The sequence below is a fragment of the Timonella senegalensis JC301 genome (assembly GCF_000312125.1).
Classification (GTDB): Bacteria; Actinomycetota; Actinomycetes; order Actinomycetales; family Cellulomonadaceae; genus Timonella; species Timonella senegalensis.
In genome coordinates this window covers 411584-434772 of the sequence record NZ_HE978642.1, presented here as the reverse complement: position 1 = coordinate 434772, position 23189 = coordinate 411584, and the positions used below count along the sequence as shown (strand labels likewise).

21 protein-coding genes and 1 tRNA gene are annotated in these 23189 nt (G+C 59.9%); 4 read left to right on the top strand and 18 right to left on the bottom strand.

All coding sequences use genetic code 11. The annotated features are described in order from the left end of the window. The first annotated feature begins 425 nt into the window (after nt 1-425). Nucleotides 426-704 carry a hypothetical protein gene (locus tag HGSM_RS14375; protein ID WP_154646264.1) on the top strand — a complete coding sequence of 93 codons (279 nt, stop codon included), beginning with the start codon at nt 426-428 and terminating at the stop codon, nt 702-704. A gap of 54 nt (nt 705-758) precedes the next feature. Here the strand turns inward: HGSM_RS14375 and HGSM_RS06490 are convergent, their stop codons facing one another. The 14 genes from HGSM_RS06490 to pgsA form a co-directional block, all read right to left on the bottom strand. Beyond that, nucleotides 759-3458: a RelA/SpoT family protein gene (locus tag HGSM_RS06490; RefSeq protein ID WP_019147933.1), complete on the bottom strand. Its 2700-nt coding sequence runs from the start codon at nt 3456-3458 to the stop codon at nt 759-761. An 82-nt stretch (nt 3459-3540) separates the two neighbouring features. After that, nucleotides 3541-4083 carry an adenine phosphoribosyltransferase gene (locus HGSM_RS06485; RefSeq protein ID WP_019147932.1) on the bottom strand — a complete coding sequence of 181 codons (543 nt, stop codon included), beginning with the start codon at nt 4081-4083 and terminating at the stop codon, nt 3541-3543. 12 nt (nt 4084-4095) lie between these two features. Next, a complete protein-coding gene (gene secF, locus HGSM_RS06480; protein WP_154646263.1) occupies nt 4096-5178 on the bottom strand; it encodes a protein translocase subunit SecF in 1083 nt (360 codons plus the stop codon). Continuing rightward, on the bottom strand, nt 5175-7103 hold the full coding sequence (secD, locus tag HGSM_RS06475; protein ID WP_019147930.1) for a protein translocase subunit SecD: 1929 nt from the start codon (nt 7101-7103) through the stop codon (nt 5175-5177). Before secD ends, secF begins: the two co-directional genes overlap by 4 nt. A 127-nt stretch (nt 7104-7230) precedes the next feature. Continuing rightward, nucleotides 7231-7659, bottom strand: a complete 429-nt coding sequence (gene yajC / locus HGSM_RS13680) for a preprotein translocase subunit YajC (RefSeq protein ID WP_051009692.1) — start codon at nt 7657-7659, stop codon at nt 7231-7233. Nucleotides 7660-7798: 139 nt separating this feature from the next. Then, nucleotides 7799-8827: a Holliday junction branch migration DNA helicase RuvB gene (gene ruvB, locus HGSM_RS06465; protein WP_040594813.1), complete on the bottom strand. Its 1029-nt coding sequence runs from the start codon at nt 8825-8827 to the stop codon at nt 7799-7801. A gap of 49 nt (nt 8828-8876) precedes the next feature. Next, complete coding sequence (gene ruvA, locus HGSM_RS06460; protein WP_019147927.1) at nt 8877-9497, bottom strand: Holliday junction branch migration protein RuvA; 621 nt, start codon at nt 9495-9497, stop codon at nt 8877-8879. 54 nt (nt 9498-9551) lie between these two features. Continuing rightward, nucleotides 9552-10121: a crossover junction endodeoxyribonuclease RuvC gene (gene ruvC, locus HGSM_RS06455; RefSeq protein WP_019147926.1), complete on the bottom strand. Its 570-nt coding sequence runs from the start codon at nt 10119-10121 to the stop codon at nt 9552-9554. Between the two features lie 63 nt (nt 10122-10184). After that, entirely contained in the window at nt 10185-10940 is a 756-nt protein-coding gene (locus tag HGSM_RS06450; RefSeq protein WP_019147925.1) for a YebC/PmpR family DNA-binding transcriptional regulator, read from the bottom strand. A 239-nt stretch (nt 10941-11179) separates the two neighbouring features. Next, nucleotides 11180-11737, bottom strand: a complete 558-nt coding sequence (locus HGSM_RS06445) for an NUDIX hydrolase (protein ID WP_019147924.1) — start codon at nt 11735-11737, stop codon at nt 11180-11182. Further along, complete coding sequence (locus tag HGSM_RS06440; protein ID WP_019147923.1) at nt 11734-12450, bottom strand: hypothetical protein; 717 nt, start codon at nt 12448-12450, stop codon at nt 11734-11736. The genes HGSM_RS06445 and HGSM_RS06440 overlap by 4 nt, the downstream gene beginning before the upstream one ends. Before the next feature lie 2 nt (nt 12451-12452). Further along, nucleotides 12453-13646 carry a glycosyltransferase family 4 protein gene (locus HGSM_RS06435; protein WP_040594699.1) on the bottom strand — a complete coding sequence of 398 codons (1194 nt, stop codon included), beginning with the start codon at nt 13644-13646 and terminating at the stop codon, nt 12453-12455. Further along, a complete protein-coding gene (locus HGSM_RS06430; protein WP_019147921.1) occupies nt 13633-14589 on the bottom strand; it encodes a phosphatidylinositol mannoside acyltransferase in 957 nt (318 codons plus the stop codon). The genes HGSM_RS06435 and HGSM_RS06430 overlap by 14 nt, the downstream gene beginning before the upstream one ends. 3 nt (nt 14590-14592) lie before the next feature. Continuing rightward, nucleotides 14593-15222, bottom strand: a complete 630-nt coding sequence (pgsA, locus tag HGSM_RS06425; RefSeq protein ID WP_040594810.1) for a phosphatidylinositol phosphate synthase — start codon at nt 15220-15222, stop codon at nt 14593-14595. A gap of 336 nt (nt 15223-15558) precedes the next feature. Here pgsA and HGSM_RS06420 point away from each other — a divergent pair, with 336 nt between their 5' ends. Further along, nucleotides 15559-16620, top strand: a complete 1062-nt coding sequence (locus HGSM_RS06420) for a 2,3-butanediol dehydrogenase (RefSeq protein WP_019147919.1) — start codon at nt 15559-15561, stop codon at nt 16618-16620. 86 nt (nt 16621-16706) lie between these two features. On the opposite strand, the gene HGSM_RS06415 is transcribed toward HGSM_RS06420, so the two are convergent. From HGSM_RS06415 to HGSM_RS06400, 4 genes are all read right to left on the bottom strand, one after another. Further along, nucleotides 16707-17270, bottom strand: a complete 564-nt coding sequence (locus HGSM_RS06415; RefSeq protein WP_019147918.1) for an HIT family protein — start codon at nt 17268-17270, stop codon at nt 16707-16709. Nucleotides 17271-17390: 120 nt separating this feature from the next. Continuing rightward, entirely contained in the window at nt 17391-19349 is a 1959-nt protein-coding gene (gene thrS / locus HGSM_RS06410; RefSeq protein WP_407635108.1) for a threonine--tRNA ligase, read from the bottom strand. A 186-nt stretch (nt 19350-19535) separates the two neighbouring features. After that, on the bottom strand, nt 19536-19802 hold the full coding sequence (locus HGSM_RS06405) for a hypothetical protein (protein ID WP_019147916.1): 267 nt from the start codon (nt 19800-19802) through the stop codon (nt 19536-19538). Between the two features lie 212 nt (nt 19803-20014). Next, nucleotides 20015-20086, bottom strand: a tRNA-Gly gene (locus HGSM_RS06400). Nucleotides 20087-20566: 480 nt separating this feature from the next. Here HGSM_RS06400 and HGSM_RS06395 point away from each other — a divergent pair. Together HGSM_RS06395 and HGSM_RS14085 are read left to right on the top strand one after the other, a co-directional pair. After that, nucleotides 20567-21358 carry a lytic polysaccharide monooxygenase gene (locus HGSM_RS06395; protein ID WP_019147915.1) on the top strand — a complete coding sequence of 264 codons (792 nt, stop codon included), beginning with the start codon at nt 20567-20569 and terminating at the stop codon, nt 21356-21358. Between the two features lie 161 nt (nt 21359-21519). Beyond that, the coding region (locus HGSM_RS14085) for a glycosyl hydrolase family 18 protein (protein ID WP_019147914.1) at nt 21520-23189 on the top strand (1670 nt) is incomplete at its 3' end.

Genomic DNA, 23189 nt, shown 5'->3' with positions numbered 1-23189 from the left:
GTGAAACTCGTACCCAAAGCGCCAGCGCCCTCAATCCCATGGCCCGGCCCTACTCGCACATTCTGGGGAACATGGCATCTGGCGACAGCGCCCAAGCCGTACTTGAGCCACGAGCCCAGTTAATGTCCATCGCCCAGGAAAGCCTGCACACCCCGCGTAGTGTCGGAGGACCTGACGCTTGGAAGAGACTCCTGCGGGACAGGGATATCAGGCTCATACTTCCCGGCGTTGCCTGCGCGTACGAGGTTCGGCCCACCCCCGAGATACGAGCGAGAGCTTTCCGAATCATTGGCGGTAAGTACGTCATAGCGTGTGGTACAGCTGCAGCGTGGATTTACGTTGGAGGAGAGGCTCCACTCCCCCTGCATGCCTTCTACAACACGTATGGCAGCAGGCCAAAAACCAAAGACAACCTGCGGCCACTCATGCGACAGTTTTTCGCGCCAGAGGTCTCGACGGTGGGAGGCTTACCGGTCACCTCACCTGCGCGCACGTTCGTGGACCTTGCTAGGGGCAACGGCGCCGGATTTAATCCCCGGGTGTGCCAGAAGCTCCTTGCTTCCCTGCTGGCCGAGCCCCGGCATCGCGCCGCGATAGAGACTGACCTCCGTGCGCGCTCATTTCGGCATGCAACCAGTCTGAGCCACAACGAACTCCTCGATGAGTTCGAACGGATCGTAGCAATTGCGAATTTGGCTGCATGACTATGCGGCGGCCGCTCACCGAGCAGCCGCCGCATAGTCATGCAGTCCTAGTGATCACTTGCCGTTGTGCGAGCCCTTGGTTCCCGTGATTCGGTACACGTCGAAGACCCCATCGATGCGCCGCACCGCGTTGAGCACGGTGTGCAAGTGGGCCGGCTCCGCCATCTCGAAGGCAAAGCGGGAGACCGCAAGCCTGTCCGAAGACGTTGTGACCGATGCGGACAGAATGTTGACGTGCGCGTCGGAAAGCACCCGTGTTACGTCGGAGAGCAGTCGGGCGCGATCGATTGCCTCCACCTGGATCTGCACGAGGAACATAGTGTTCGACCCGCTCGTCCATTCCACATCAACCATCCGCTCGGGCTGGGACTTAAGCTGGTCCACGTTGATGCAGTCTTCGCGGTGCACCGAGACACCCTGGCCTCGAGTTACGAATCCCACGATCTTGTCGCCGGGAACGGGGGTACAGCATTTGGCGAGCTTGACCCAGATGTCCTCGATGCCCTTGACCACAACGCCAGGATCACCCGTGCGATTTCGGCGTGAAGGCCTACCCGGGCGAGTGATTTCCGCTAGGTCTTCCTGGTTCGCGTCCGTGTTGCCCATCGACTGCGTGAGCTTTGCGATCACGTTTGCTGCAGAGGTCTGCCCCTCACCGACTGCGGCGTAGAGCGCCTCAACATCCGGGTAGCGCAGGTCGTTCGCGGTCGCGAGGATCGTCTCCTGGGACAGCAAACGCTGGAACGGGAGGTTCTGCTTGCGCATCGCCTTCGCGATCTGTTCCTTACCGTGCTCGATGGCTTCCTCGCGGCGCTCCTTCTGGAACCACTGGCGGATCTTGTTGCGCGCCCTGCCACTCTTCACAAATGCGAGCCAGTCGCGCGACGGGCCAGCCGATTCCGACTTGGAGGTCAACACGTCAACGACGTCGCCGTTCTCAAGCGTGGAGTCCAGCGGCACAAGTCGGCCATTCACTCGGGCACCCATGGTTCGGTGCCCCACCTCGGTGTGCACCGTGTACGCAAAGTCAACCGGAGTCGAGCCCTGAGGAAGCGAGATTACGTCTCCCTTAGGGGTAAACACAAAGACCTCGGAACCGCCGATCTCGTAGCGCAACGAGTCGAGGAACTCGGACGGGTCCGCGGTTTCCCGCTGCCAGTCCACGAGCTGACGCAGCCATTGCATCTCGTTCATGGACTTGCCGTCAGGTCCGACCGCGCCTTCCTTGTACTTCCAGTGCGCGGCCACTCCGTACTCCGCACGACGGTGCATGTCATGCGTTCGGATCTGGATCTCAACGGGCTTGCCGCCAGGTCCGATCACCGTGGTGTGCAGGGACTGGTACATGTTGAACTTGGGCATCGCGATGTAGTCCTTGAAGCGCCCTGGAACCGGGTTCCAGCGGGCGTGCAAAGATCCAAGTGCCGCATAGCAGTCGCGCACACTGTCTACAAGCACGCGCGTGCCCACAAGGTCGTAGATGTCCGCGAACTCGTGTCCGCGAACGATCATCTTCTGGTAGATCGAGTAGTAGTGCTTTGGGCGGCCGGTAACAGTCGCGCGGATCTTTGCGGCACGCAGGTCCGCGTTGATCTGCTCGCGAACAGTGTTGAGGTATTCCTCACGAGCCGGCGCGCGCTCCGCAACCAGATGGACGATCTCGTCATACACCTTGGGGTAGAGGGTCTGGAATGAAAGGTCTTCGAGTTCCCACTTGATCGTGTTCATGCCGAGCCGGTGGGCAAGCGGTGCGTAGATTTCGAGCGTCTCGCGCGCCTTCTTTGCCGCGGACGCCTGGGGGACGAACTTCCACGTGCGGGCGTTGTGCAGGCGGTCGGCGAGCTTGATCATGAGGACGCGGATGTCCTTGGCCATTGCGATGACCATCTTGCGGACAGTCTCAGCCTGCGCCGCATCACCGTACTGGACCTTGTCCAGTTTGGTCACTCCGTCAACGAGAAGAGCAATCTCCTCGCCGTACTCCTTAGTCAGCTGAGCCAGCGAGTAAGGGGTGTCCTCAACGGTATCGTGCAGAAGCGCCGCGGCGAGCGTTGGAGGCGTCATGCCCAGCTCAGCGAGAATCGTAGCCACTGCGACTGGGTGGGTGATATAGGGGTCGCCACTTTTACGCAGTTGACCCCTGTGTGCACGTTCAGCCGTGTTGTAGGCACGTTCGATGATCGCGGTATCGGCCTTGGGGTGGTTCTTCTTCAGAGCAGAGAGCAGCGGCTCAAGGGCCGGAGTGCCCACCGAGTGCCGGGAGCCGAAACGCCCGAATCGGGAACGGACTCTACCGGAGCTGTTGACCGGGATTGCACCAGTTGGTGATGCAGCGTTCGGGCTGGACCCGGCAGGCGATGACACCGGAGTGGCTGGCACAGTCGGCGCTGGGCCGGCCGAAACGGCTGAAATGGCCGAAGCAGAGGGTGCAGCAGGAGCTGGAGCAGATGCCACATCCTTTGCGGTTGCGGCGGCTCCTGCGGGTTTCGGCGGTGCCGTGTTTCCCGCACCGTCTCCCATGAACTTTGCGGCGACTTGAGCAGGGTTGGGAGCGCTCGATGCCTGCTGAGCGGCAGGCTTGGACGCCTTGGGGGCAGGGTTCGCTGTTGCCTTATGATCGGCCTTGAGGTCGCTTGGCTTTGCGGTAATGGGATCGGCAGCCTTGACCGCGCGCTCCACCACAGGTGCGGCTCCCTCTGCCGTCTTGGAAACGGCAGAGGGAGGCACTTTCGTCCCGTGATTATTCTCGGACATGGGTGCCTCCCTCAGTTGGCTTCTCAATCTCCCGACCAGGAAATCCATCCAGTCGGAAGAGAACTAGAAGACCATTCTAGATCTACAGTGTCATCAGCGAAGAAACGGCTCGCCCTCCTAGGCAATCACGTCCACCGAGTCCGTTCAGTTCCATAAGGAACACTGAGGCCATTACCTCAGCGCCGGACTGCTCCAAGAGTGCCACTCCGGCGCGGGCTGTGCCACCCGTGGCCAGGACGTCGTCAAACAGAGCCACACGGGCTCCCGGGGCGACGGTTCCTTCACGGAGTTCCACAGTTGCGGTGCCATACTCCAGGTCATACGAGTACGAGTTCACCGGGGCAGGCAACTTTCCGGCCTTGCGAATCGGGACAAACCCGATGCCCAGGTGCATTGCCAACGCAGCGCCGAAGATGAAGCCGCGAGCTTCCATTCCGGCGATGAGCTCGGTTCCCGAAGGTACGAGTTTGCCGAGACCTTCGATTGCCTGCTGGAATGCCTCAGGGCTTGCCAGAAGCGGAGTGATATCCCGGAACATGATTCCGGGGCTTGGGTAGTCGGGCACATCACGGATGTGGGCGCGGAGGGCCGCTCCAGCATCCTGTGACTCATGTGATTGCGACATTGGGGTCTAACCTTACTTTCGCTTTGAGCGCTTTGGTTGCGCCTTGTTTCCCTGGTGGTGCCCGGGAAGAATCTGGCCTGAGGTCGATGCCAAGGCTGGAGCCTCTCCGTCGCGCACTCGGCCTTCACGTGCCGTGAGAACCTTTGCGGTGTGCTCCGCAATGCGTGGCTCCCTCATCCGGAGCGACACCTCGAGAGGCGTCGCAAGGAAGATGGAGGAGTAAGCACCAACTGCCATACCCACAAAGAGCGACAGTGCGATGTCACGCAGGGTTCCAGCACCGAGCACAAATGCTCCGATGAACAGAATCGAACCCACTGGAAGCAGTGCGACCACGGACGTGTTGATCGAACGCACCATCGTCTGGTTGACCGCGAGGTTTGCACGCTCACCGTAGGTCGCGAGCTGCTGCTCGGTAACACCCTCGGTGTTTTCACGGACCTTGTCAAAGACAACGACGGTGTCGTAGATCGAGTATCCAAGGATGGTCAACAAACCGATGACTGTAGCCGGAGTGACTTCCCAGCCCACGAGTGCGTACACACCGATAGTCACGATCAGGTCGTGGAACAGCGCGATGATCGCGGCCGCGGCCATGCGCCACGCTCGGAAGTAGATCGACATGACGACCATGACGAGGAGGAGGAAGACAACCAGACCAGTGATGGCCTTCTTGGAAACGTCCTGTCCCCAGGTAGGTCCAACGAAGGATGATGCAACCTCGGTCTCAGGAACACCGTAGGCCTTAGCCAGCGCACCACGAACTTCGGTTACTTCATCATCCGTGAGCTCGCTCGTCTGTACGCGGAGCGCGTTGCTGCCCACGTTAGAGACTCGTGGAACTTCGTCGCTTCGGACAGCGTTGACCGCGTCAATGGCAAGCTGCTGGTCCGTTGTGGTTGCGTTCGTGATCGTGAACTGAGATCCACCACGGAACTCGATTCCGAAGTTGATACCGCGTACCGCAATGATCGCAATGGTCAGAACGACGGCCGCAATAGCAGCGATGTAGAAGCGCTTGCGCTTCCCAACGATGTCGTAGGACTTCTTTCCGGTGTAGAGGTCAGCGCCCCACTGTGAGAACCCGGCCATCAGTTGTCACCCTCCTTAGCGGCTTGTGCCGACTGGTCGGCGCTCTTGGCGCTAGTGGTCGATTGGTCGGTCAAGGTCTCACCGGAAGCGTCGCCGCTTTCCTGAGCAGCCCTCTCGGCGGCCTTTCGCTGTGCGATCGTCATGCGTGAGCCGTCCGGGTTAAACGCTGGGGCGGCTGGCGCACCCGGCGTCGACACGCGGCCACGTCCAACATAGCGAGGCTTGTCCAAGCCGAGCGACGAGTGGTGGAAGCCGGACATCCGGTGACCCTCCCTGAAGAACTTCCACCGCGAGATGATCTTCATGATCGGGTGCGTGAACATGAACACGACCAGGAGGTCGATCAGCGTGGTCAGACCTAGTGTGAACGCGAAGCCACGGACGCCACCGACTGCAAGGAAGTACAGCACGATTGCGGCGAGGAAGTTGATGGTATCCGATGCAAGGATTGTGCGTCGTGCACGCTCCCAACCAACTTCGATCGCGCCTTCGAGGCTGCGTCCATCACGAAGCTCGTCACGGATTCGTTCGAAGTACACGATGAAGGAGTCGGCAGTGATACCGATCGCAACAATCACACCCGCCACACCTGGGAGTGAGAGTCGGTAACCCTGTTGCCAGGAGAGGAAGGCGATCGCGAGGTAGGTCAAGATCGCCGCAACGCCAAGGGAAGCAACGGTGACGAGACCGAGCGCCCGGTACTGGAACAGCGAGTAGATGACCACAAGAACGAGACCGATGAGGCCTGCGAGCAGGCCCTTCTCGAGTTGCTCGGATCCGAGCGTCGCAGAAATGGTCTCCTCGCTCTGGACCTCAAAGGTCAACGGAAGCGCACCAAAGTTCAGCTGGCTAGCCAGGCGGTTTGCACTTTCGTTGTTGAAGTCTCCTGAGATCTCAGCCTTGCCGTTAGGAATCTCGTACGTAACGGAAGGAGCAGAGATGACGAGGTTGTCGAGAACCATCGCAAACATGTTCGGGGACTGCGTGATGGGGCTGGTCATTATCCACGTACCGGAGTCTGGAAGACCAGAAAGACGCTTGGTCACCTCGGAGAACTGCTTGGTGCCCTCCTTGTTGAACTCGATGTTTACAACCCACTTACCGGTGCTTACACCTTGCTGGGTCGTACCCATCCCGGAGGTCGCGTTTGCGATCTCGGAGCCTGCAATCTCCATTGGTCCAAGAATGTACTTGGATGAGCCGTCATCGGCACACGCCACTAGTACCTCGTTGGGGTCAGCAACGCCACCGCCGCCCTTGCGGTTGTCAGGAACTGTGCAGTCAAGTTCGTTGAACGTATTCATGACCGAATCGGTGACCTGAGCGAAGTCAGATGGGTCAGTTGGCTCGACCTTTGGCTCGTCAGTCGCGGGAGTCTCTTCGGCAGCGGATTTATCCGTAGCGTCTGTGGAGTCCGTTTCCTTGGAACCATCGGTCGCCTCCTCAGAAGCGCCATCCGTGGCGTCGCCAGTAGCCTTCTCGGTGCTCTCGCCGGTCGCATCAGTCGACTGGGGCTCTGGGATCAAGCCAGGGTTACCAAAGTACAGAACTGGCCGGAACTGCATCTGTGCAGACTCACGGACCAGGTCAAGGGTCTCCTGCGATGGAGTCCCAGGCAGCGCGACAACGATGTTCTGGCCGCCCTGGCTCGTAATCTCTGCTTCAGCGACACCGGATGAGTCCACACGCTGGCGGATGATCTCGATAGCTTGGTTGATGTCCTCGCCACTGACCGGCTCATTGTTCGTGGTCACGGCTTGGAGGATGACTTGTGTACCACCCTCGAGGTCCAGAGCTAGCTTGGGCATCCAAGTCGCGTCAGACCATTTGGTGCCGGCGAAGATTGCGCCAAAAAGAGCCAAGATGATGGCAAGCAGACCGATGAGCGACCGCCATCTGCCCGGCTTCTTCGTGTTGGTGGAGGCCAACTTACGTCTCTTCTCATAAATGCGACCCCAGTTCCCCGGGGCCGCGATACCGTGCGTCCTTAATCACGAGACGCGCAGCGGCGCTAGGTCCGCTGCGCGTGCAATCTTAGGCGCCTTACTTGGGTTCCTACTTGCCGTTCTCGTCGTCGCCCTTGATCTCGATGTCAGCTGGCGTGGTGGCGTCAGGCTGGGTCGAGGTTTCGGTGGGCTTGGAGATCAGCGAGCTCACATCATCCGGGATTTCAAATCCTGATGGAGCTGGTGCTACTGGGGTCACCTGTGCAGTCTGCTCAACAATTCCTGGAGCGACAGCCTCGTACTCCTTGGCGATTGCGGCGCGGACCCACTTGGTGCGGTTACCCGTTTCGGATTCGAGGGTGACAAGGTCGCCGTCAATCGAAACGACAGTGCCCACGTATCCCGAGGCAGTCATTACCTGGGTGCCAGCGGTCATCGCGTCGCGGAATGCAACCGCTTCCTTCTGGCGCTTCCGGGTGCTGCGGGTCATGAGGAACATAGCACCGAACAGCACCACGATCATGATGATCATTTCCATGGTGGAAATCACCTAACTTTCTGCATTTCTACACGTTCTGGGAATAGTCGGCGCTAATCCGCCTCCCATTCTAACGAGTGTGAAGTGCGAAAAGTGCCATCGAATCATCCGCGGGCACCGCGCATGACTTACAGATCACTCAAGAAGCGTTCGAGCCGGCATCCGCTGGTGGGACAAGCCCGAGGTGTTTCCACGTGAGTGGAGTGGCAATTCGACCTCGTGGTGTGCGGCCCATCAGTCCCTCGCGAACGAGGTAGGGCTCGGCAACCGTTTCCACGGTTTCGGGCTCTTCCCCAACTGTAACAGCGAGAGTTGACAGCCCTACAGGACCTCCGCCAAACCTCGTGCACAGTGCGGTGAGGACCGCCCTGTCCAGCCTGTCCAGCCCCAACTTATCTACCTCATAAACCTCAAGCGCAGCCCGCGCAGCGGCAAGGTCCAAGCGGCCGGTTCCACGCACTTGAGCCCAGTCCCGGACTCGGCGTAGAAGCCGGTTTGCAATACGCGGGGTGCCGCGCGAGCGCGAGGCGATCTCGGCTGCTGCATCGCCGTCAAGATCTACACCAAGCAGACCCGCAGATCGCGTGATGACTCTCTCAAGCTCGCCGGCATCGTAGAAGTCAAGGTGTCCAGTAAAGCCGAAACGGTCACGCAGAGGTGCAGGCAGGAGGCCTGCACGCGTTGTAGCGCCCACCGCAGTGAACCGCGGCAGACTCAAAGGGATCGCGCTTGCACCAGCGCCCTTACCCACCACCACGTCCACGCGGAAGTCTTCCATTGCCACGTAGAGGAGTTCCTCAGCGGGCCGTGCCAGCCGGTGTATCTCGTCGATAAATAGGACTTCGCCCTCATCCAGAGAGGACAGCACCGCTGCCAGGTCTCCGGCGTGCTGAATCGCGGGGCCGGAGGTGACGCGAAGCGACACCCCGAGTTCCGCGGCAATGATCATTGCGAGGGTCGTCTTTCCGAGGCCGGGAGGGCCGGACAGCAGCACGTGGTCGGGTGAGGCGCCGCGGCCCTTGGCCGCGTCGAGCACGAGCGAGAGCTGATCGCGCACGACCCGCTGCCCCACAAAGTCATTGAGCGACTTGGGTCGCAGCGCGGCCTCAGCGGCACGCTCGATGTCGTCCGCCCCGGCGGACGTGATGCGCTCGGAGCCGATGCTCATCGATTCGTCCTCGTGCGGGTAGATCGACCCGTCGGTGTCGTACGTGCTCTCAGCCACGCTGGCCGCCTAGCACCTTGAGCGCAGAGCGCAGAGTGGATGGAACGGCAGCAGAAACCACAATGGATTCGCCCTTGTCCTTGAGGACAGTTTCCACAGCATCTTCCGCAGCCTTGGCGTTCCATCCCAGCGAGACCAACGCCTCGATGACCTGGGAACGCTCGTCTGTCTGCGCAACGGGAACTGGTCCGCCCTTGCCCTGAACGATAACGGGCGCCGCCATCTTTCCGGCGAGCTCGAGCAGAATGCGCTGGGCTACCTTTGGCCCGACGCCCGGTACCCGAGTGAGCGCCTTGACGTCCTGATTGATCACCGCCATACGGATATCGTTGGCAGAGTGCACCGCGAGCATCGCGAGAGCCAGTCGAGGCCCCACGCCAGAAACAGTCTGGACAATCTCAAAGACCTCGCGGTCATCCGGGTCACCGAACCCGTACAGCGTCATCGAGTCTTCGCGCACAACGAGGTACGTTGCGAGGCTCGCCTGTTCGCCAGAACGAAGCGTGGCGAGCGTGTTGGGGGTCGCGTACACGAGATACCCAACTCCCCCTACGTCGAGGACAACGGAGTTGAGGCGAACGACCGTGACGGTTCCGGTCAGGGAAGCAATCATTGTGGGCGCGAGAACCAATCTGCTAGAACATACGTACGAACGAGCCTAACAACCTCAGCGCACTCCGCGTGCTCGGCGCGCCGCTTGCTCTGCGGCAGCCCACTGACGTTGCGCGGCGGTCATCTCGAATCGCTCCGCCTTGTCCAGGATTCCGGAGGGTCGCCACAGGTGCGTGATCGCGATGGCGAGAGCGTCGGCGGCATCTGCAGGTTTAGGGATTTCGTCAAGATTGAGGATGTTGGCCACCATCTTCTGGACCTGCGCCTTTTCGGCGCCGCCCGACCCGGTCACGGCTGCCTTTACCTCGGAGGGCGTGTGCATCGCCACCGGAACGGACCGGCGCGCAGCCGCAACCATAGCGAGCCCCGCAACCTGCGCAGTCCCCATTACCGTGGACACGTTGTTCTGGGCGAAGACGCGCTCGATGGCTACGACGTCTGGTAGGTACCGGTCCATCCATTCGTCAAGCTGCTCCGAGATCTTGAGCAGGCGCATATCCACGCTCAGTTCCGTGGATGAGCGCGCCACGCCAACACCCACGAGCCGGGCACGACGACCCGCCACCGAATCGACAACTCCGATTCCGCAGCGGGTCAGCCCTGGGTCAACGCCCAGTATGCGCATGTGTGTGCCCTCTCGTCGCCAAAATCAGGCGGTCTACGCTCACCTATCGGTAAGCGGGTCGAATCAGTCGTCTGCTTCGAGCTCTGCCATGACCTCGTCGGAGGCGTCGAAGTTGGAGTAGACGTTCTGGACATCGTCCGAGTCTTCGAGTGCGTCGATAAGGCGCATGACCTTGCGGACACCGTCCGCGTCGACCTCAATCTTGGTGCCCGGGTACCACACCGACTCGTCGTCGTATTCGATGCCCTCTGCCTTGAGCGCGTCACGGACAGCAGCAACGTCTCCTGGCTCGCAGATAATCTCGAAGTTTTCGCCCTCGTCGGTGATTTCTTCTGCGCCAGCCTCAAGAACCATCATCATGAGGTCGTCTTCAGTTAGTTCGCCCTTTGGCACGATGAACTGGCCCTTGCGGGAGAACATGTATGCCACTGAACCTGGGTCAGCCATCTGGCCACCGGAGCGAGTAAACGCCACGCGGACGTCTGCTGCGGAGCGGTTCTTGTTGTCGGTGAGGCATTCAACGAGCACGGCGATTCCGCCAGGTGCGTAGCCTTCGTACATGATGGTCTGGTAGTCAGCGCCACCCTCGATGAGGCCAGCTCCACGCTTGATTGCGCGGTCAATGTTGTCGTTGGGGACCGAGGTCTTCTTGGCCTTGGTGACTGCGAGGTCAAGAGCGGGGTTTCCGCTGATGTCCGCGCCACCGATGCGCGCGGCAACTTCGATGTTCTTGATCAGCTTCGCGAACGACTTTGCGCGCTTCTGGTCAATGATGGCCTTCTTGTGCTTGGTAGTGGCCCATTTGGAGTGACCGGACATGGAAGTGGACTCCTTGTTGTGTTGAAGTTCTTGAGGCGGTGTCTGGCGTTCATCGCGGCCCTGCTTGTGGGTTCGCTCAAGACCACTTGATTTCAACGGGCTTGGCTCCGGCGTTCACGCCAACACTTCGCACCGTCGATTTTACCTGCTTTTGGCCAACTTCTGCGCAGTCCTCGCCGGGTGACGCCGGGAGGAGGAGTCTAGTTGGCCACTTTCCAGCCTCGCGCCGGGCGCACGGCCTATTCTAGGCCGACCGTGATGACTGTCCCGTCCCAGCCATTTTTAGCCAAATTTTCGACGATTGTGGCTAGCCCCTGCGGAAAAACCTCTAGTCCTGATTCGTTGAGGTCCGTCGGGCTGAGCCATGCAAGGTCGTCCATGAATCCGACTTCGTTCTCAGTCCATCCGCTGCGATCCAGCGCGTGGTTTCCGTTCACTCGGGCAAAATAGTACATCTCATGCTGGACGATGGGTTGCACGTAGAAGTCAAAGAGCGAGGTACGCTCCATGACCGGTCCTTCGAGGGCATTCTCATCGAGCGCTATTCCGGTTTCTTCGAGGAGCTCGCGCACGGCCGCCGAGCGCGGGCTCTCCCCCGGCTCGATCCCTCCGCCGATGGTGAACCACCAACTGCGGCTCGGGTTGTCCTCATCGTGGCCTTTGACCACGAGCACGTGCCCAAGCTCATTGATAAGGAGCACTCGGGCTGCGTGTCGAAGCGGCAAGCCGCTTACCCCCTCGAGTTCACCGTTCAGGTCGGCCGGATCGTCCAGCCATTTGTGGTTCTCCGTGGTCACTGCTGCGACCGCGAAGGGCTGTTTGCGGCGCGGGCGGAAAGCGAAGTCACCTGACGCAGCCCCGCCGGCCAGCCGTCGTCAAGCTCAACGGTTGTGGGCATCGCCGCGAATCCCGCCAGGCGGAAGAACCTGACAAGGGGGTTCGATCGGACTCGCTGAGCCTGTAGGACGGACTCATTGTGGAAGCGTCGCGCAAGTTGGACCCTGTACCAGGCGCTTGAGAGCGCGCCGAGCAGAGCTGCACCGTCTTCGTCTAGGTATAGAGCGGCGGACTCTTCCTTGTCGCCGAGCACTTCATCGACTACCGCGGTCAGTCCCGACTCGCGGGCCTCACGCCCGTCGCCGAGGCTTCCACTGAGCGCTTGGTTCACTGCCAAGCGTGGAAGACCATCTTTTTGGGCATCTCGGTGTGCGGCTACGAGTTCCGAGAGATCGGGCATTGCCGTAATGAGTTCATGGTCGCCATCGCCCGAGACACCAATCACGGACGCCGTGGCGTCGGCGAGTAATACTGAGCTCACGGGATCAAGTAGACCGGAGGCAGCCAACTCACCCGTCGCATGCGCGCGTCGCAACAGCTGGGAGTCGAGCGCCAACCGCGATGCCACAACCTTTCGGTGTAGGCGGTCGAGACGCCGAGCCGAAGTGACAGCGATAGTCAGTCCAATGGCAACGATCACGATGACCAGGACTGCGATTTCTGACCAGGTCATGTCTATGCGCCAGCCTTTCGCGAAGTTCGAATCGATTGCGGGTCTTCTTCGACCTTGCCCAGTGCGGCGGAGGCGGAGAGCACCATTTCGTACACGGTGAGCACCTTGCTGGTCACCTCAGACCAGTCGAACTGGCGCACAAACTCGGACGCTGCGTCCCGCCGCCGCCTCCGCTCCGCCGGGTTCGAGAGCGCTTCAACAATCTTGTCAGCGAGGTCCTCGGAGTTGCCGTTCTGGAACATAAACCCGGCTCGCCCGTAGTCGAGGACTCGTTCAAACGCGCCAAGGTTGCTGGCAACGACTGCTGCCCCCGCGCTCATCGCCTCGACGAGCACGATGCCAAACGATTCGCCACCCGTCTGCGGCGCGATGTAGAGGTCGACTGACGAAAGCAGTTCGGCTTTCTCCTGGTCTGTGATTGCCCCAAGGAACTCAACGGCCGCTGCGTCCTCGCCAAGAGTGTCGATGGCCAGAGCTTTTCCTTCGTCGCCCTTGCCAGCTACGAGGAATCGCGCATTGGGGTAGCTCTCGCGGACCTTGCTGACGGCACCGGCGAGGACCTGTAGACCCTTACGCGGTTCATCGAGCCGCCCCAGGAAAGCAATAGTTGGGGCAGATTCAGTACCTTGCCATTTACTCACGGGCTGTGCGTCTTCAAATGTCTGAACGTAGACGCCGTTGGGGATGACCACAGCGTCCCCACCGAGGTGGTCGATGAGTGTGCGCCGGGCGTCCTCAGAAACGGCGATGCGCGCCGCGAACTTCTCGAGGCTCGGACGCACCATTGGGAACACGAGCTGCAATGCACGGGAGCGAATAAGTGCCGTGTGGAAAGTTCCCACGATTGGCCCACGGGCAATCCACAGTGCGAGCATGGAGAGCGACGGCGTCATGGGCTCGTGCAGGTGGAGCACGTCAAACTGGCCCTCTCGGAGCCATTTTCGCACGCGTGCGGCCGCCACCGGGCCGAAGGCTAGCCGGGCTACGGAGCCGTTGTACTTGATCGGGATGGCCTTGCCACCGGAGGTCATGTACTCGGGGATCGGGGTATCATCGTCGGCCGGCGCCAAAACGGAAACGGAGTGCCCCTGCTCGATGAGTGCCTCAGCGAGATCGCGAATGTGGAACTGCACGCCGCCGGGGGCGTCGAACGAGTAGGGACAAACAATTCCCACGCGCAACTTACGCTGCTCCATGTTCATCCGCCTTCTGTAGGGTTTTTGCGTAGCGTTCCGGATCGAGGTCCTCGATGAAGACCTTCTGCAGCATGTGCCAGTCTTCTGGATGTTCCTGAATGGTCTGTGCCACCTGGTTGATCCACGCCTGGCTCACTGCGGCGATCTTTTCGTTCTTGGATCCCTCGGCTGGCACCTCCACTGCGGGATGGAACTTGAGCACGATTCCCCACGGACTACCGGCAGCCTTGCGCCGTGTGCCTGTGAGTCGCTCGTAGAAGATACCAGTGGGAAACAGTGGTGCGTTGGCGCCAACGGCAAGCGCTGCAGGTCCAGCCGCCACGCGAGCTGCGGTGCCAAAGTAGGTGACCTCCACTCCGGAGGCAGAGAGATCTCGGTCGGCAAGGAGGCAGATCATCTCTCCGCCACGGCCGGCGCTGCGCAGCAGTTCGCGGAATACTCCTTGATCGCCGGCAGCCAGAATCCGCATCCCCAACTTTTGCCTGAACGCGAGGAACTCCTGGAAGACTTCCTCGGGCTTGAGACGCTCAGCCACAGTGAGAACCGGGGCAAGCTCTCGGCTGGCCCACACGCCGGCAAGGTCCCAGTTCCCTTGGTGCGACAGGCCAAGTATTGGCGCCTTTCCGGCAGCGATTGCCGCGCGTATCGGGGCGTCGCCCTCGGTGCGCACCCGGGCATCAACCTGTTCCTGTGTCAGCGAGGTGAGGATGAAAGCCTCGCCGTAGTACCGCATGTAGGAGCGCATTCCCATGCGGGAAAGCTTCCTGATCCCCTTGTGGTCGAGTTCAGGGCGAACTCGACCCAGGTTCTTTTCGAGCTGCTTCACTCCCCCAGCTTTGGTCAGCCAACTGAAGTCGGCGCCAAGGTTGAGCGCCCCTCGGAAGATCGGTGCCGGGACTTTGTGCGCGTGCTTCCACGCAAAACCAAAGAGATTGAATGCCATCAGTCAGTTACTCTCGTTTACTGCCGCGACGGCCTGCTTGCGCACGTGCATGATGCGCTGGATAAAGGTAATGATGCTGGCCGCTGCGAGGAACCCTAGTGCGTACACAAGAATCGCGTCGTTGTGCGCGAATCCTGCGATGCAGGCGGCGAGCAACGAGATGAGCAGGCGTTCGGGACGCTCTGCGATTCCAACGTTTCCGTCCATGCCTAGCCCCTCGGCGCGGGCACGGGAGTACGAGACCAGCAGGCCGAACACGAGGCACATCATAGAGACGATTGCGCCGAGGGTGGCCCACTCAGACTCGCCGTGGCGAAGGAAGTATGCGGCCAGACCCACAAAGATCGCGGCGTCGGCGAGGCGATCGAGCGTTGAGTCGAGGAATGCTCCCCACTTGCCTGCACGACCGGACAAGCGCGCCATCGTGCCGTCGAGTGAGTCGGTAAAGACGAAAAGTCCAATGAGGAGAGATCCTGCAGCGATGTGCCCGGTTGGGAACGCCCACAGAGCTGTGATGACTACTGCGATGGTTCCCGTGATTGTGACAGCATCCGGCGACACCCCAATTCGAAGCAGCAGCGCCGCTACCGGATTGAAGATCTTTGCCATGAGGCCTCGCAGACCGTTGAGCACTTTGCTCCTCTTTTCCATCTCTTCGCCGCAGTTCGGCGCACTCCTATCTTGCCGCATCACCGCCCGCCATCGGGTTATCTGCGCGAGTCTGAAACATTTTGGTGACCCGTTCCACTCTTCCGGTGGGGCCAACATCCAACTGAGGGCTGACGCGCGCGGATTTTCAAGGGTCCCTGGGCGAGGATTTTTGAGCACATCGCTCCATCTGCCGTCTTAAGGAAAACAGTTTGGCAGAAGTGTTCCGCGTGTCACCCAAAAGTGATCTGGCCGACTGTCTATTTCGCCGATGAAGTTGTTGAATTGAAACGTACGACACACACCGTTTAGGGAGAAAACATGAGAGCTGCACGTTTCCACGGCCAACGCGATATTCGGATCGAAGACATCCCAGCACCAGAGCTACGCCCAGGAGCGGTAGCAATTGATATTGCGTGGTGCGGTATCTGCGGTTCCGACCTGCACGAGTTCCTCGAGGGCCCGATCTTCATCTCTGAGCCCGGCCACGAACACCCACTCTCCGGCGAGTCCTACCCCGTCACCATGGGCCACGAGTTCTCCGGAACGGTCTCCGCACTCGGTGAGGGCGTTACCGGCCTCGCCGTCGGAGACTCGGTCATTGTTGAGCCCTACTTCGTGTGCAACGAGTGTGCACAGTGCAAGGCCGGCCACTACAACCTTTGCGTCAAGATGGGCTTCATCGGCCTCGCCGGCGGTGGTGGCGGTCTGTCCGAAAAGGTCGTCGTTGACCAGCGCTGGGTACACCCAGTCGGCGACATCCCGCTGGATGAGGCAGCCCTCATCGAGCCACTGTCGGTGGGACACCACGCCGCAATGCTCGCCAACCCACAGTCTGGCCAGGTTGCACTGGTCGGAGGCGCAGGCCCAATCGGTCTGCTCACCTCCGCAGTCCTGAAGGCTCTCGGCGTCACGGTCATCATGTCTGAGCTCTCGGAAGCGCGCAAGGAAAAGGCGCTCTCCTCCGGGGTGGCCGACTTCGTTGTCGACCCATCCAAAGAGGACGTGGTCGAGTTCGTCAAGTCCAAGACCAACGGTGTCGGCGCCGACATGGCGTTCGAGTGCACCTCAGTGAACGCAGTGCTTGACACCCTTATCGAGGCTGTTCGACCACGCGCAACCGTCGTCATCGTCTCAATCTGGTCCAAGCGTGCCTCCGTTGACGTACACAAGGTCGTCCTCAAGGAGATTGCGCTCGTTGGCTCGATCGCCTACGCAAACGACCACCCCGCGACTATCGAGCTCGTAAAGTCTGGCAAGGTCGACCTGAAGCCATTCATCACCGGCAAGATCGGCCTCGACGGCCTGGTCAACGAAGGATTTGACACCCTCATTAACCACAACGAAACTGCCGTTAAGATCCTAGTTTCGCCAGCGCTCTAACTGGCGACGCAACCACGATGGGGCTGGGTTCTTAGTTGAGAACCCAGCCCCATCGTCGTAAATCAGGCGCCTTTACTAACGACGATTCACTCGCCTGAGTGGTCATCTGCGGTGAGTGCCCAAGCACGTGCCAGCTGCTCACGGGTGTCTCCGAGGAAGGCGGGCATTGCCTTGACCTGGCCGATGATCGGGAAGAAATTCGAGTCCCCTACCCAGCGCGGGACAACGTGCTGATGGAGGTGAGCGGCGATCCCGGCTCCCCCAGCCTCGCCCTGATTCATACCGATATTGAAGCCGCTCGGATTCATCGCGTGCGTGAGCGCGCGCACGGCGTGCTGCGTGAGCCGACCCATTTCGAGGACGACCTGGTCGGATATGTCGGCGTACATTGAGACGTGCTCGAACGGCACGATCATAAGGTGACCGGAGTTGTAGGGGAACAGGTTGAGCACGACGTAAGCGTGCTCACCGCGTGCCACAATCAGACCGTCCTCGTCAGTCCCCGCAGGAATTGCACAGAACGGGCAGGCGCTAATGCTCCCGTCCTTTGGCTTACTCTCACCGCCGATATAGGCCATGCGGTGCGGAGTCCACAGGCGGCCCAGGCCGTCGCGTTCCCCCGCGAACTCGGACGCATCCTCAACTGTCACTTTAAACTCCGTTTCGATTCATCCCGCAGGTCCACTCTGTTCCGCGCACCTACAAAACGCAACAACTAGGCCAAACAAAGGTGGGGCGGGCCACCGGCCCGCCCCACCTTTCACACTTAATTAGACCTGAGCACGAGTCTTGATCGCCTCAAGAATCCGCGCAATTGCGTCCTCCACGGGGATACCGTTCTCCTGCGATCCATCGCGGAAGCGGAACGAGACGGCGTTTGCCTCCGCATCCTCACCGCCGGCGATGATCGTGAACGGAACCTTGGACTGCGATGCATTACGAATCTTCTTGGGGAAACGCTCAGTTGAGTCGTCAAGCTCAGCACGCACGCCCTGCGCCTTGAGTCGCTCTACGATTTCACCGAGGTAGCCGTTGAACGGCTCCGCAACGGGGATCGCGGTGACCTGGACGGGAGCAAGCCACACTGGGAAGTTGCCCGCGTAGTGCTCGAGCAAGACGCCGAAGAAGCGTTCAATCGAACCAAACAGTGCGCGGTGGATCATAACCGGGCGCTGGCGGGTGCCGTCAGCAGCTGCATACTCGAGGTCGAATCGCTCGGGCAGGTTGAAGTCGAGCTGAATCGTCGACATCTGCCATGTACGCCCGATGGCGTCGCGCGCCTGGACCGAGATCTTCGGTCCGTAGAACGCAGCTCCACCCGGGTCTGGCACAAGGTCGAGTCCAGACTCGGTGGCAACCTGACGAAGGGTTTCGGTGGCTTCTTCCCACACGTCATCCTCACCAACGAACTTCTCTGGGTTCTTGGTGGACAGCTCAAGGTAGAAGTCATCCAGACCGTAGTCGGCGAGCAGGTCAAGAACAAACTTCAGGGTGTTCTTCAGCTCATCCTTCATCTGCTCCTTGGTGCAGTAGATGTGCGCGTCGTCCTGGGTCAACCCCCGGACACGTGTAAGGCCGTGCACAACGCCGGACTTCTCGTAGCGGTACACAGTTCCGAACTCAAAGAGACGCAATGGCAACTCGCGGTACGAACGACCACGTGCGTCAAAGATGAGGTTGTGCATTGGGCAGTTCATCGGCTTGAGGTAGTAGTCCTGGCCGGGCTTGACCACTACCCCCTCGTCGTTCACTTCCTCGTCGATGTGCATCGCGGGGAACATGCCGTCGCGGTACCAGTCGAGGTGTCCGGAGATCTCGTACAGGTGCCCCTTGGTGATGTGAGGGGTGTTGACGAACGAGTAGCCAGCCTCGATGTGGCGCTTGCGCGAGTAATCTTCCATCTCGGTGCGGATGACTCCGCCCTTGGGATGGAACACTGGCAGGCCCGAACCAATCGAGTCAGGGAACGAGAACAGGTCCATCTGGGCGCCGAGGCGGCGGTGATCGCGTCGCTCAGCCTCAGCGATACGGTCGAGGTGTGCGGTCAGCTCTTCTTTACTTGGCCACGCGGTTCCGTAGACACGCTGCAGCATTGGGTTCTTTTCGCTTCCACGCCAGTACGCTGCGGCCGAGCGCATGAGCTTGAAGCCATTGCCAATCAGCTTGGTGCTGGGCAGGTGAGGACCGCGGCAGAGGTCCTGCCATGCGACCTCTCCGTTACGGCGGACGTTTTCATAGATGGTCAACTCGCCCGCGCCAACCTCAACGTTTGCGCCTTCGCCAGCCTCATCGGAGTTTCCCTTGAGACTGATGAGTTCGATCTTGTAGGGCTCGTTCGCGAGTTCGCTCTGCCCCTGAGCCTCCGTGATCACGCGACGACGGAAGGTCTGCCCCTCCTTGATGATGCGCATCATCTGCTTCTCGAGGGCCTTGAGGTCTTCGGGGGCGAACGGAACCTCTACGTCAAAGTCGTAGTAGAAGCCGTCCGTGATGGGAGGTCCAATACCAAGCTTTGCCTCGGGGTTGATGTTCTGAACAGCCTGTGCGAGCACGTGCGCGGCAGAGTGACGAAGTACGTTGAGTCCGTCAGGCTCCGAAATGAGGACGCCTTCAACAACGTCACCCTGCTCGGGTGCAAAGAACAGATCCTTGAGTTCCCCGTTGACGCGAAGCACAACTACGTCACGCTGCTCCGAGAACAACTCGGTGCCGGTAGTCCCGGAAGCCACCGTAGTCTCGACTCCATTCAGGCTGAATGTGACTTGCGGTGGCGATACAGCGACGTCCGACACGATTGTGTCCTCCAATTAAAAGTTCATTGAAATAAATGAGGGGTACCACTTCAAGTGGCACCCCTCATCTTATCGAGTTCCAAGCAAGTTTTTTGACATCGCTTGTGTTGGATCGATTACTGATCAGTCGTTCAGCTTCTTTGCTTGGTCAGCAAGCATGTCCACACCTGAGTCGATCGAGTCAGGCGTGACCTTCTTGATGCCCTCTGCGATTTGGTCAATGCGCTCGTCAGAGATGAGTTCCTTTGCCTTAGCAATGAGTTCGTCGGCTTCGGTTGCAACCTTCTCTGCAGCCTGGTCCTTTGCTTCTCCAGCCTTCGCAGCAAGGTCGTCCGCCTTGTCTCCGGTGAGAACTTCCTTGGCCTTGTTGACGATGTCTTCCAGTCCCACGACCTACTCCTTGTCCTAACGCCTAACACCCCAATCGGGGCGCTAATAAAAAGGTAACTCAAAAGCGGGTTTGAGCAGGACGAATGAAAAAATCGGCCGGGTGATTTCTCGACGACAACACCTCAGATCGAGCGTGTTCTCGCCACCAACAGGTCAAAGCATCCGCAAGCAGAAACGACAAAAGACCCCGCCAAAGCGAGGTCTTTTTGCTGAGCGGATGACGGGATTCGAACCCGCGACCCTCACCTTGGCAAGGTGATGCTCTACCCCTGAGCCACATCCGCATTTCAAGTGCTGAGACGGCAATTTGTGCTGTCCCGGCAACAAAGATGACTCTACACGATTTCGCCCGGGTTACAAAAATGGCCCCGTTGCAAGCCTCTGATCAGGCCTAACATGCATTCCAAGCATTAGCCATGGCGCAAACTCCCCATTTGGAGCGATTGCGGGCGCGAATTTTGTTAGTAAGGATTACCAACCAAGCGATGACCAGCGGTTCCACCAGCCGCAATCGCAGCCCGCACACTCGACTACACCGAGGCTTGCGCTCAAAGATGAACGCGGCGAGCTACACAACGGCACCACCACAACCCGCCAATCACATAACGCTTCTACTACGGCACACCCGCAACCTTGGATTTGTTAGGAAGCCTAATTTACTAACTCCGTAATGGTTTAGTCGCAACCGCGAGTAAGCACCGGACTCATCCGGTTTCGTGGGCTCAGGCCCATGGCAATTCGAACCAAAAGAAAGAAGGAGACTCGTGAAGAAGAGATTCCGCGCGGCCGCAGTGGTTGCAGCAATGGGTTTTGCTGCAATCTTCCCTGCTCTCACCGCCCTTCCTGCCTCAGCACACGGCTGGGTCACTGACCCTCCAAGCCGCCAGGCAAACTGCGCAACTGGCGCAACCCCATTCGACTGCGGCTCCGTCAAGTACGAGCCGCAGAGCGTAGAAGCTCCAAAGGGCTCGATGCAGTGCTCAGGTGGAAACGCCGCATTCTCGATCCTCGACGACAACTCCAAGGCCTGGCCAGTAAAGAACGTAGGTTCATCGGTCAACATCCAGTGGAAGCTCACGGCAAACCACGCCACGAGCCTGTGGGAGTACTTCGTCGACGGTAAGCTCCACCAGACCTTCGACCAGGGTGGGGCTCAGCCTTCACCGACCATCAGCCACACGCTGACCAACCTACCTGCAGGTAAGCACACGATCCTGGCACGTTGGAACGTTTCCAACACGGTCAACGCCTTCTACAACTGCATTGATGTCTTTGTTGGTCCAGGCGGGGGTGGCACCACCGACGGCGGCAGCACAGATGGCGGATCGACCGACGGAGGCTCGACCGATGGTGGAACGACGAGCGGTGGCAGCACCGACGGTTCCAGCACCTCGTGCCCATCCGCCTACGACGCGGCAGCCGTGTACCTGGCTGGAGCCAAGGTTTCACACAACGGAGACGTGTGGCTCGCCAAGTGGTGGACCCAGGGCCAAGCACCCGGAACCACCGGCGAGTGGGGCCAGTGGCAGAACCTCGGTCCTTGCACGAGCAAATAACCACCGAGGCTAGTTCAAATTGAAACTCCTAGGCTGCGCCTAGGATCCCAGGGTTCGCTTCCTCGGACCTGAGGAAGCGAACCTTTTGGGCATCGAGTTGATGCTCTTGCTCTCTTAACACCGCGGCAACTCGCCGCTCCTTGAAGAAAGCAGCACCCTCTATGAAAAACAAACTTCGCGCGGCCGCAGTGGTCGCAGCAATGGGATTCGTAGCAGTGTTTCCCGCTCTGACAGCCCTTCCCGCCTCAGCGCACGGCTGGGTCACCGATCCACCAAGCCGCCAGGCAAACTGCGCAACCGGCGCAACCCCATTCGACTGTGGCTCCGTCAAGTATGAGCCACAAAGCGTTGAGGCCCCTAAGGGCTCCATGAAGTGTTCCGGTGGAAACGCCCAGTTCTCGATTCTCGACGACAACTCCAAGGCCTGGCCAGTGAAGAACATCGGTTCTTCAATCAACATCCAGTGGAAGCTCACAGCCGCACACAACACTAGCCTGTGGGAGTACTTCGTCGATGGCAAGCTCCACCAGACCTTCGACCAGGGCGGGGCTCAGCCCTCACCTACCATCAACCACACGCTGACCAACCTGCCTTCTGGCAAACACACGATCCTGGCACGTTGGAACGTTTCCAATACTGGTAACGCGTTCTATAACTGCATGGACGTGAACGTGGGCAGCAGTACCGGTGGCACCACCGATGGCCAGGCGACTGATGGTGGCACCACCGACGGTGGAACGACTGATGGCGGCACCACTAACGGTGGTTCAACCGCGGGAGGAACTGCTGGTGGCAGCACCAACGGCGGCGCAGAAGACTGCCCAGCCGCTTACGTTTCCACCAAGGTCTACAACGGTGGAGACCTCGTATCACACAACGGTGACATCTGGCGTGCAAAGTGGTGGACTCAGGGGCAAGCGCCCGGCACTACGGGTCAGTGGGGACAGTGGGAGAACCTCGGTCCGTGTTCTCCAGCCGGAACGGCTGATGGCGGCACCACGGACGGCGGTACAACCGACGGTGGCACCACAGACGGTGGTTCAACCGACGGCGGTACAACTGACGGCACAGTGCCAGAGGTTCCTGGAAACGGAACTGAAAAGGTTGTTGGATACTTCACCAACTGGGGCGTCTACCAGCGCAACTACCACGTGAAGAACATCAAGACGTCGGGCTCGGCCGACAAGCTCACGCACATTCTGTACGCGTTCGGAAACGTGCAAAACGGCAAGTGCACGATTGGCGATGCATACGCGGACTACGAGAAGTCGTATACCGCGGACCAGAGCGTCGATGGCGTTGCAGACAAGTGGGACCAGCCGCTTCGCGGCAACTTCAACCAGTTGCGTAAGCTCAAGGCACAGTACCCGGACCTCAAGGTGATCTGGTCGTTCGGAGGTTGGACATGGTCGGGAGGATTTTCCGCCGCAGCGGCGAACCCCGAGGCCTTTGCCAAGTCCTGCCGTGATCTTGTTGAGGACCCACGCTGGGCGGATGTGTTCGATGGCATCGACATTGACTGGGAGTACCCAAACGAGTGCGGATTGACCTGTGACACTTCGGGCTACGAGTCGTACCCTCGCCTTCTGAAGGCTCTTCGCGCCCAGTTCGGAAACGACCTGGTGACGTCGGCGATCGCTGCTGACGGAACTACCGGCGGGAAGATCGATGCGGCCAACTATGCGGAGGGCGCTAAGTACCTCGACTGGATCATGCCGATGACCTACGACTACTTCGGAGCATGGAAGAAGGAGGGACCGACAGCGCCTCACTCCCCTCTCGAGGGGTATGCGGGCATCCCGATTCAAGGTTTTGATACCAAAACAACCAT

Bases quoted from the DNA above. Each gene is read 5' to 3' on its own strand.
- HGSM_RS14375 (WP_154646264.1), top strand. From the start codon at position 426: ATGCGACAGTTTTTCGCGCCAGAGGTCTCGACGGTGGGAGGCTTACCG.
- HGSM_RS06490 (WP_019147933.1), bottom strand. From the start codon at position 3,458: ATGTCCGAGAATAATCACGGGACGAAAGTGCCTCCCTCTGCCGTTTCC.
- HGSM_RS06485 (WP_019147932.1), bottom strand. From the start codon at position 4,083: ATGTCGCAATCACATGAGTCACAGGATGCTGGAGCGGCCCTCCGCGCC.
- yajC (WP_051009692.1), bottom strand. From the start codon at position 7,659: ATGGAAATGATCATCATGATCGTGGTGCTGTTCGGTGCTATGTTCCTC.
- ruvB (WP_040594813.1), bottom strand. From the start codon at position 8,827: ATGAGCATCGGCTCCGAGCGCATCACGTCCGCCGGGGCGGACGACATC.
- ruvA (WP_019147927.1), bottom strand. From the start codon at position 9,497: ATGATTGCTTCCCTGACCGGAACCGTCACGGTCGTTCGCCTCAACTCC.
- ruvC (WP_019147926.1), bottom strand. From the start codon at position 10,121: ATGCGCATACTGGGCGTTGACCCAGGGCTGACCCGCTGCGGAATCGGA.
- HGSM_RS06450 (WP_019147925.1), bottom strand. From the start codon at position 10,940: ATGTCCGGTCACTCCAAATGGGCCACTACCAAGCACAAGAAGGCCATC.
- HGSM_RS06440 (WP_019147923.1), bottom strand. From the start codon at position 12,450: ATGACCTGGTCAGAAATCGCAGTCCTGGTCATCGTGATCGTTGCCATT.
- HGSM_RS06435 (WP_040594699.1), bottom strand. From the start codon at position 13,646: ATGGAGCAGCGTAAGTTGCGCGTGGGAATTGTTTGTCCCTACTCGTTC.
- HGSM_RS06430 (WP_019147921.1), bottom strand. From the start codon at position 14,589: ATGGCATTCAATCTCTTTGGTTTTGCGTGGAAGCACGCGCACAAAGTC.
- HGSM_RS06420 (WP_019147919.1), top strand. From the start codon at position 15,559: ATGAGAGCTGCACGTTTCCACGGCCAACGCGATATTCGGATCGAAGAC.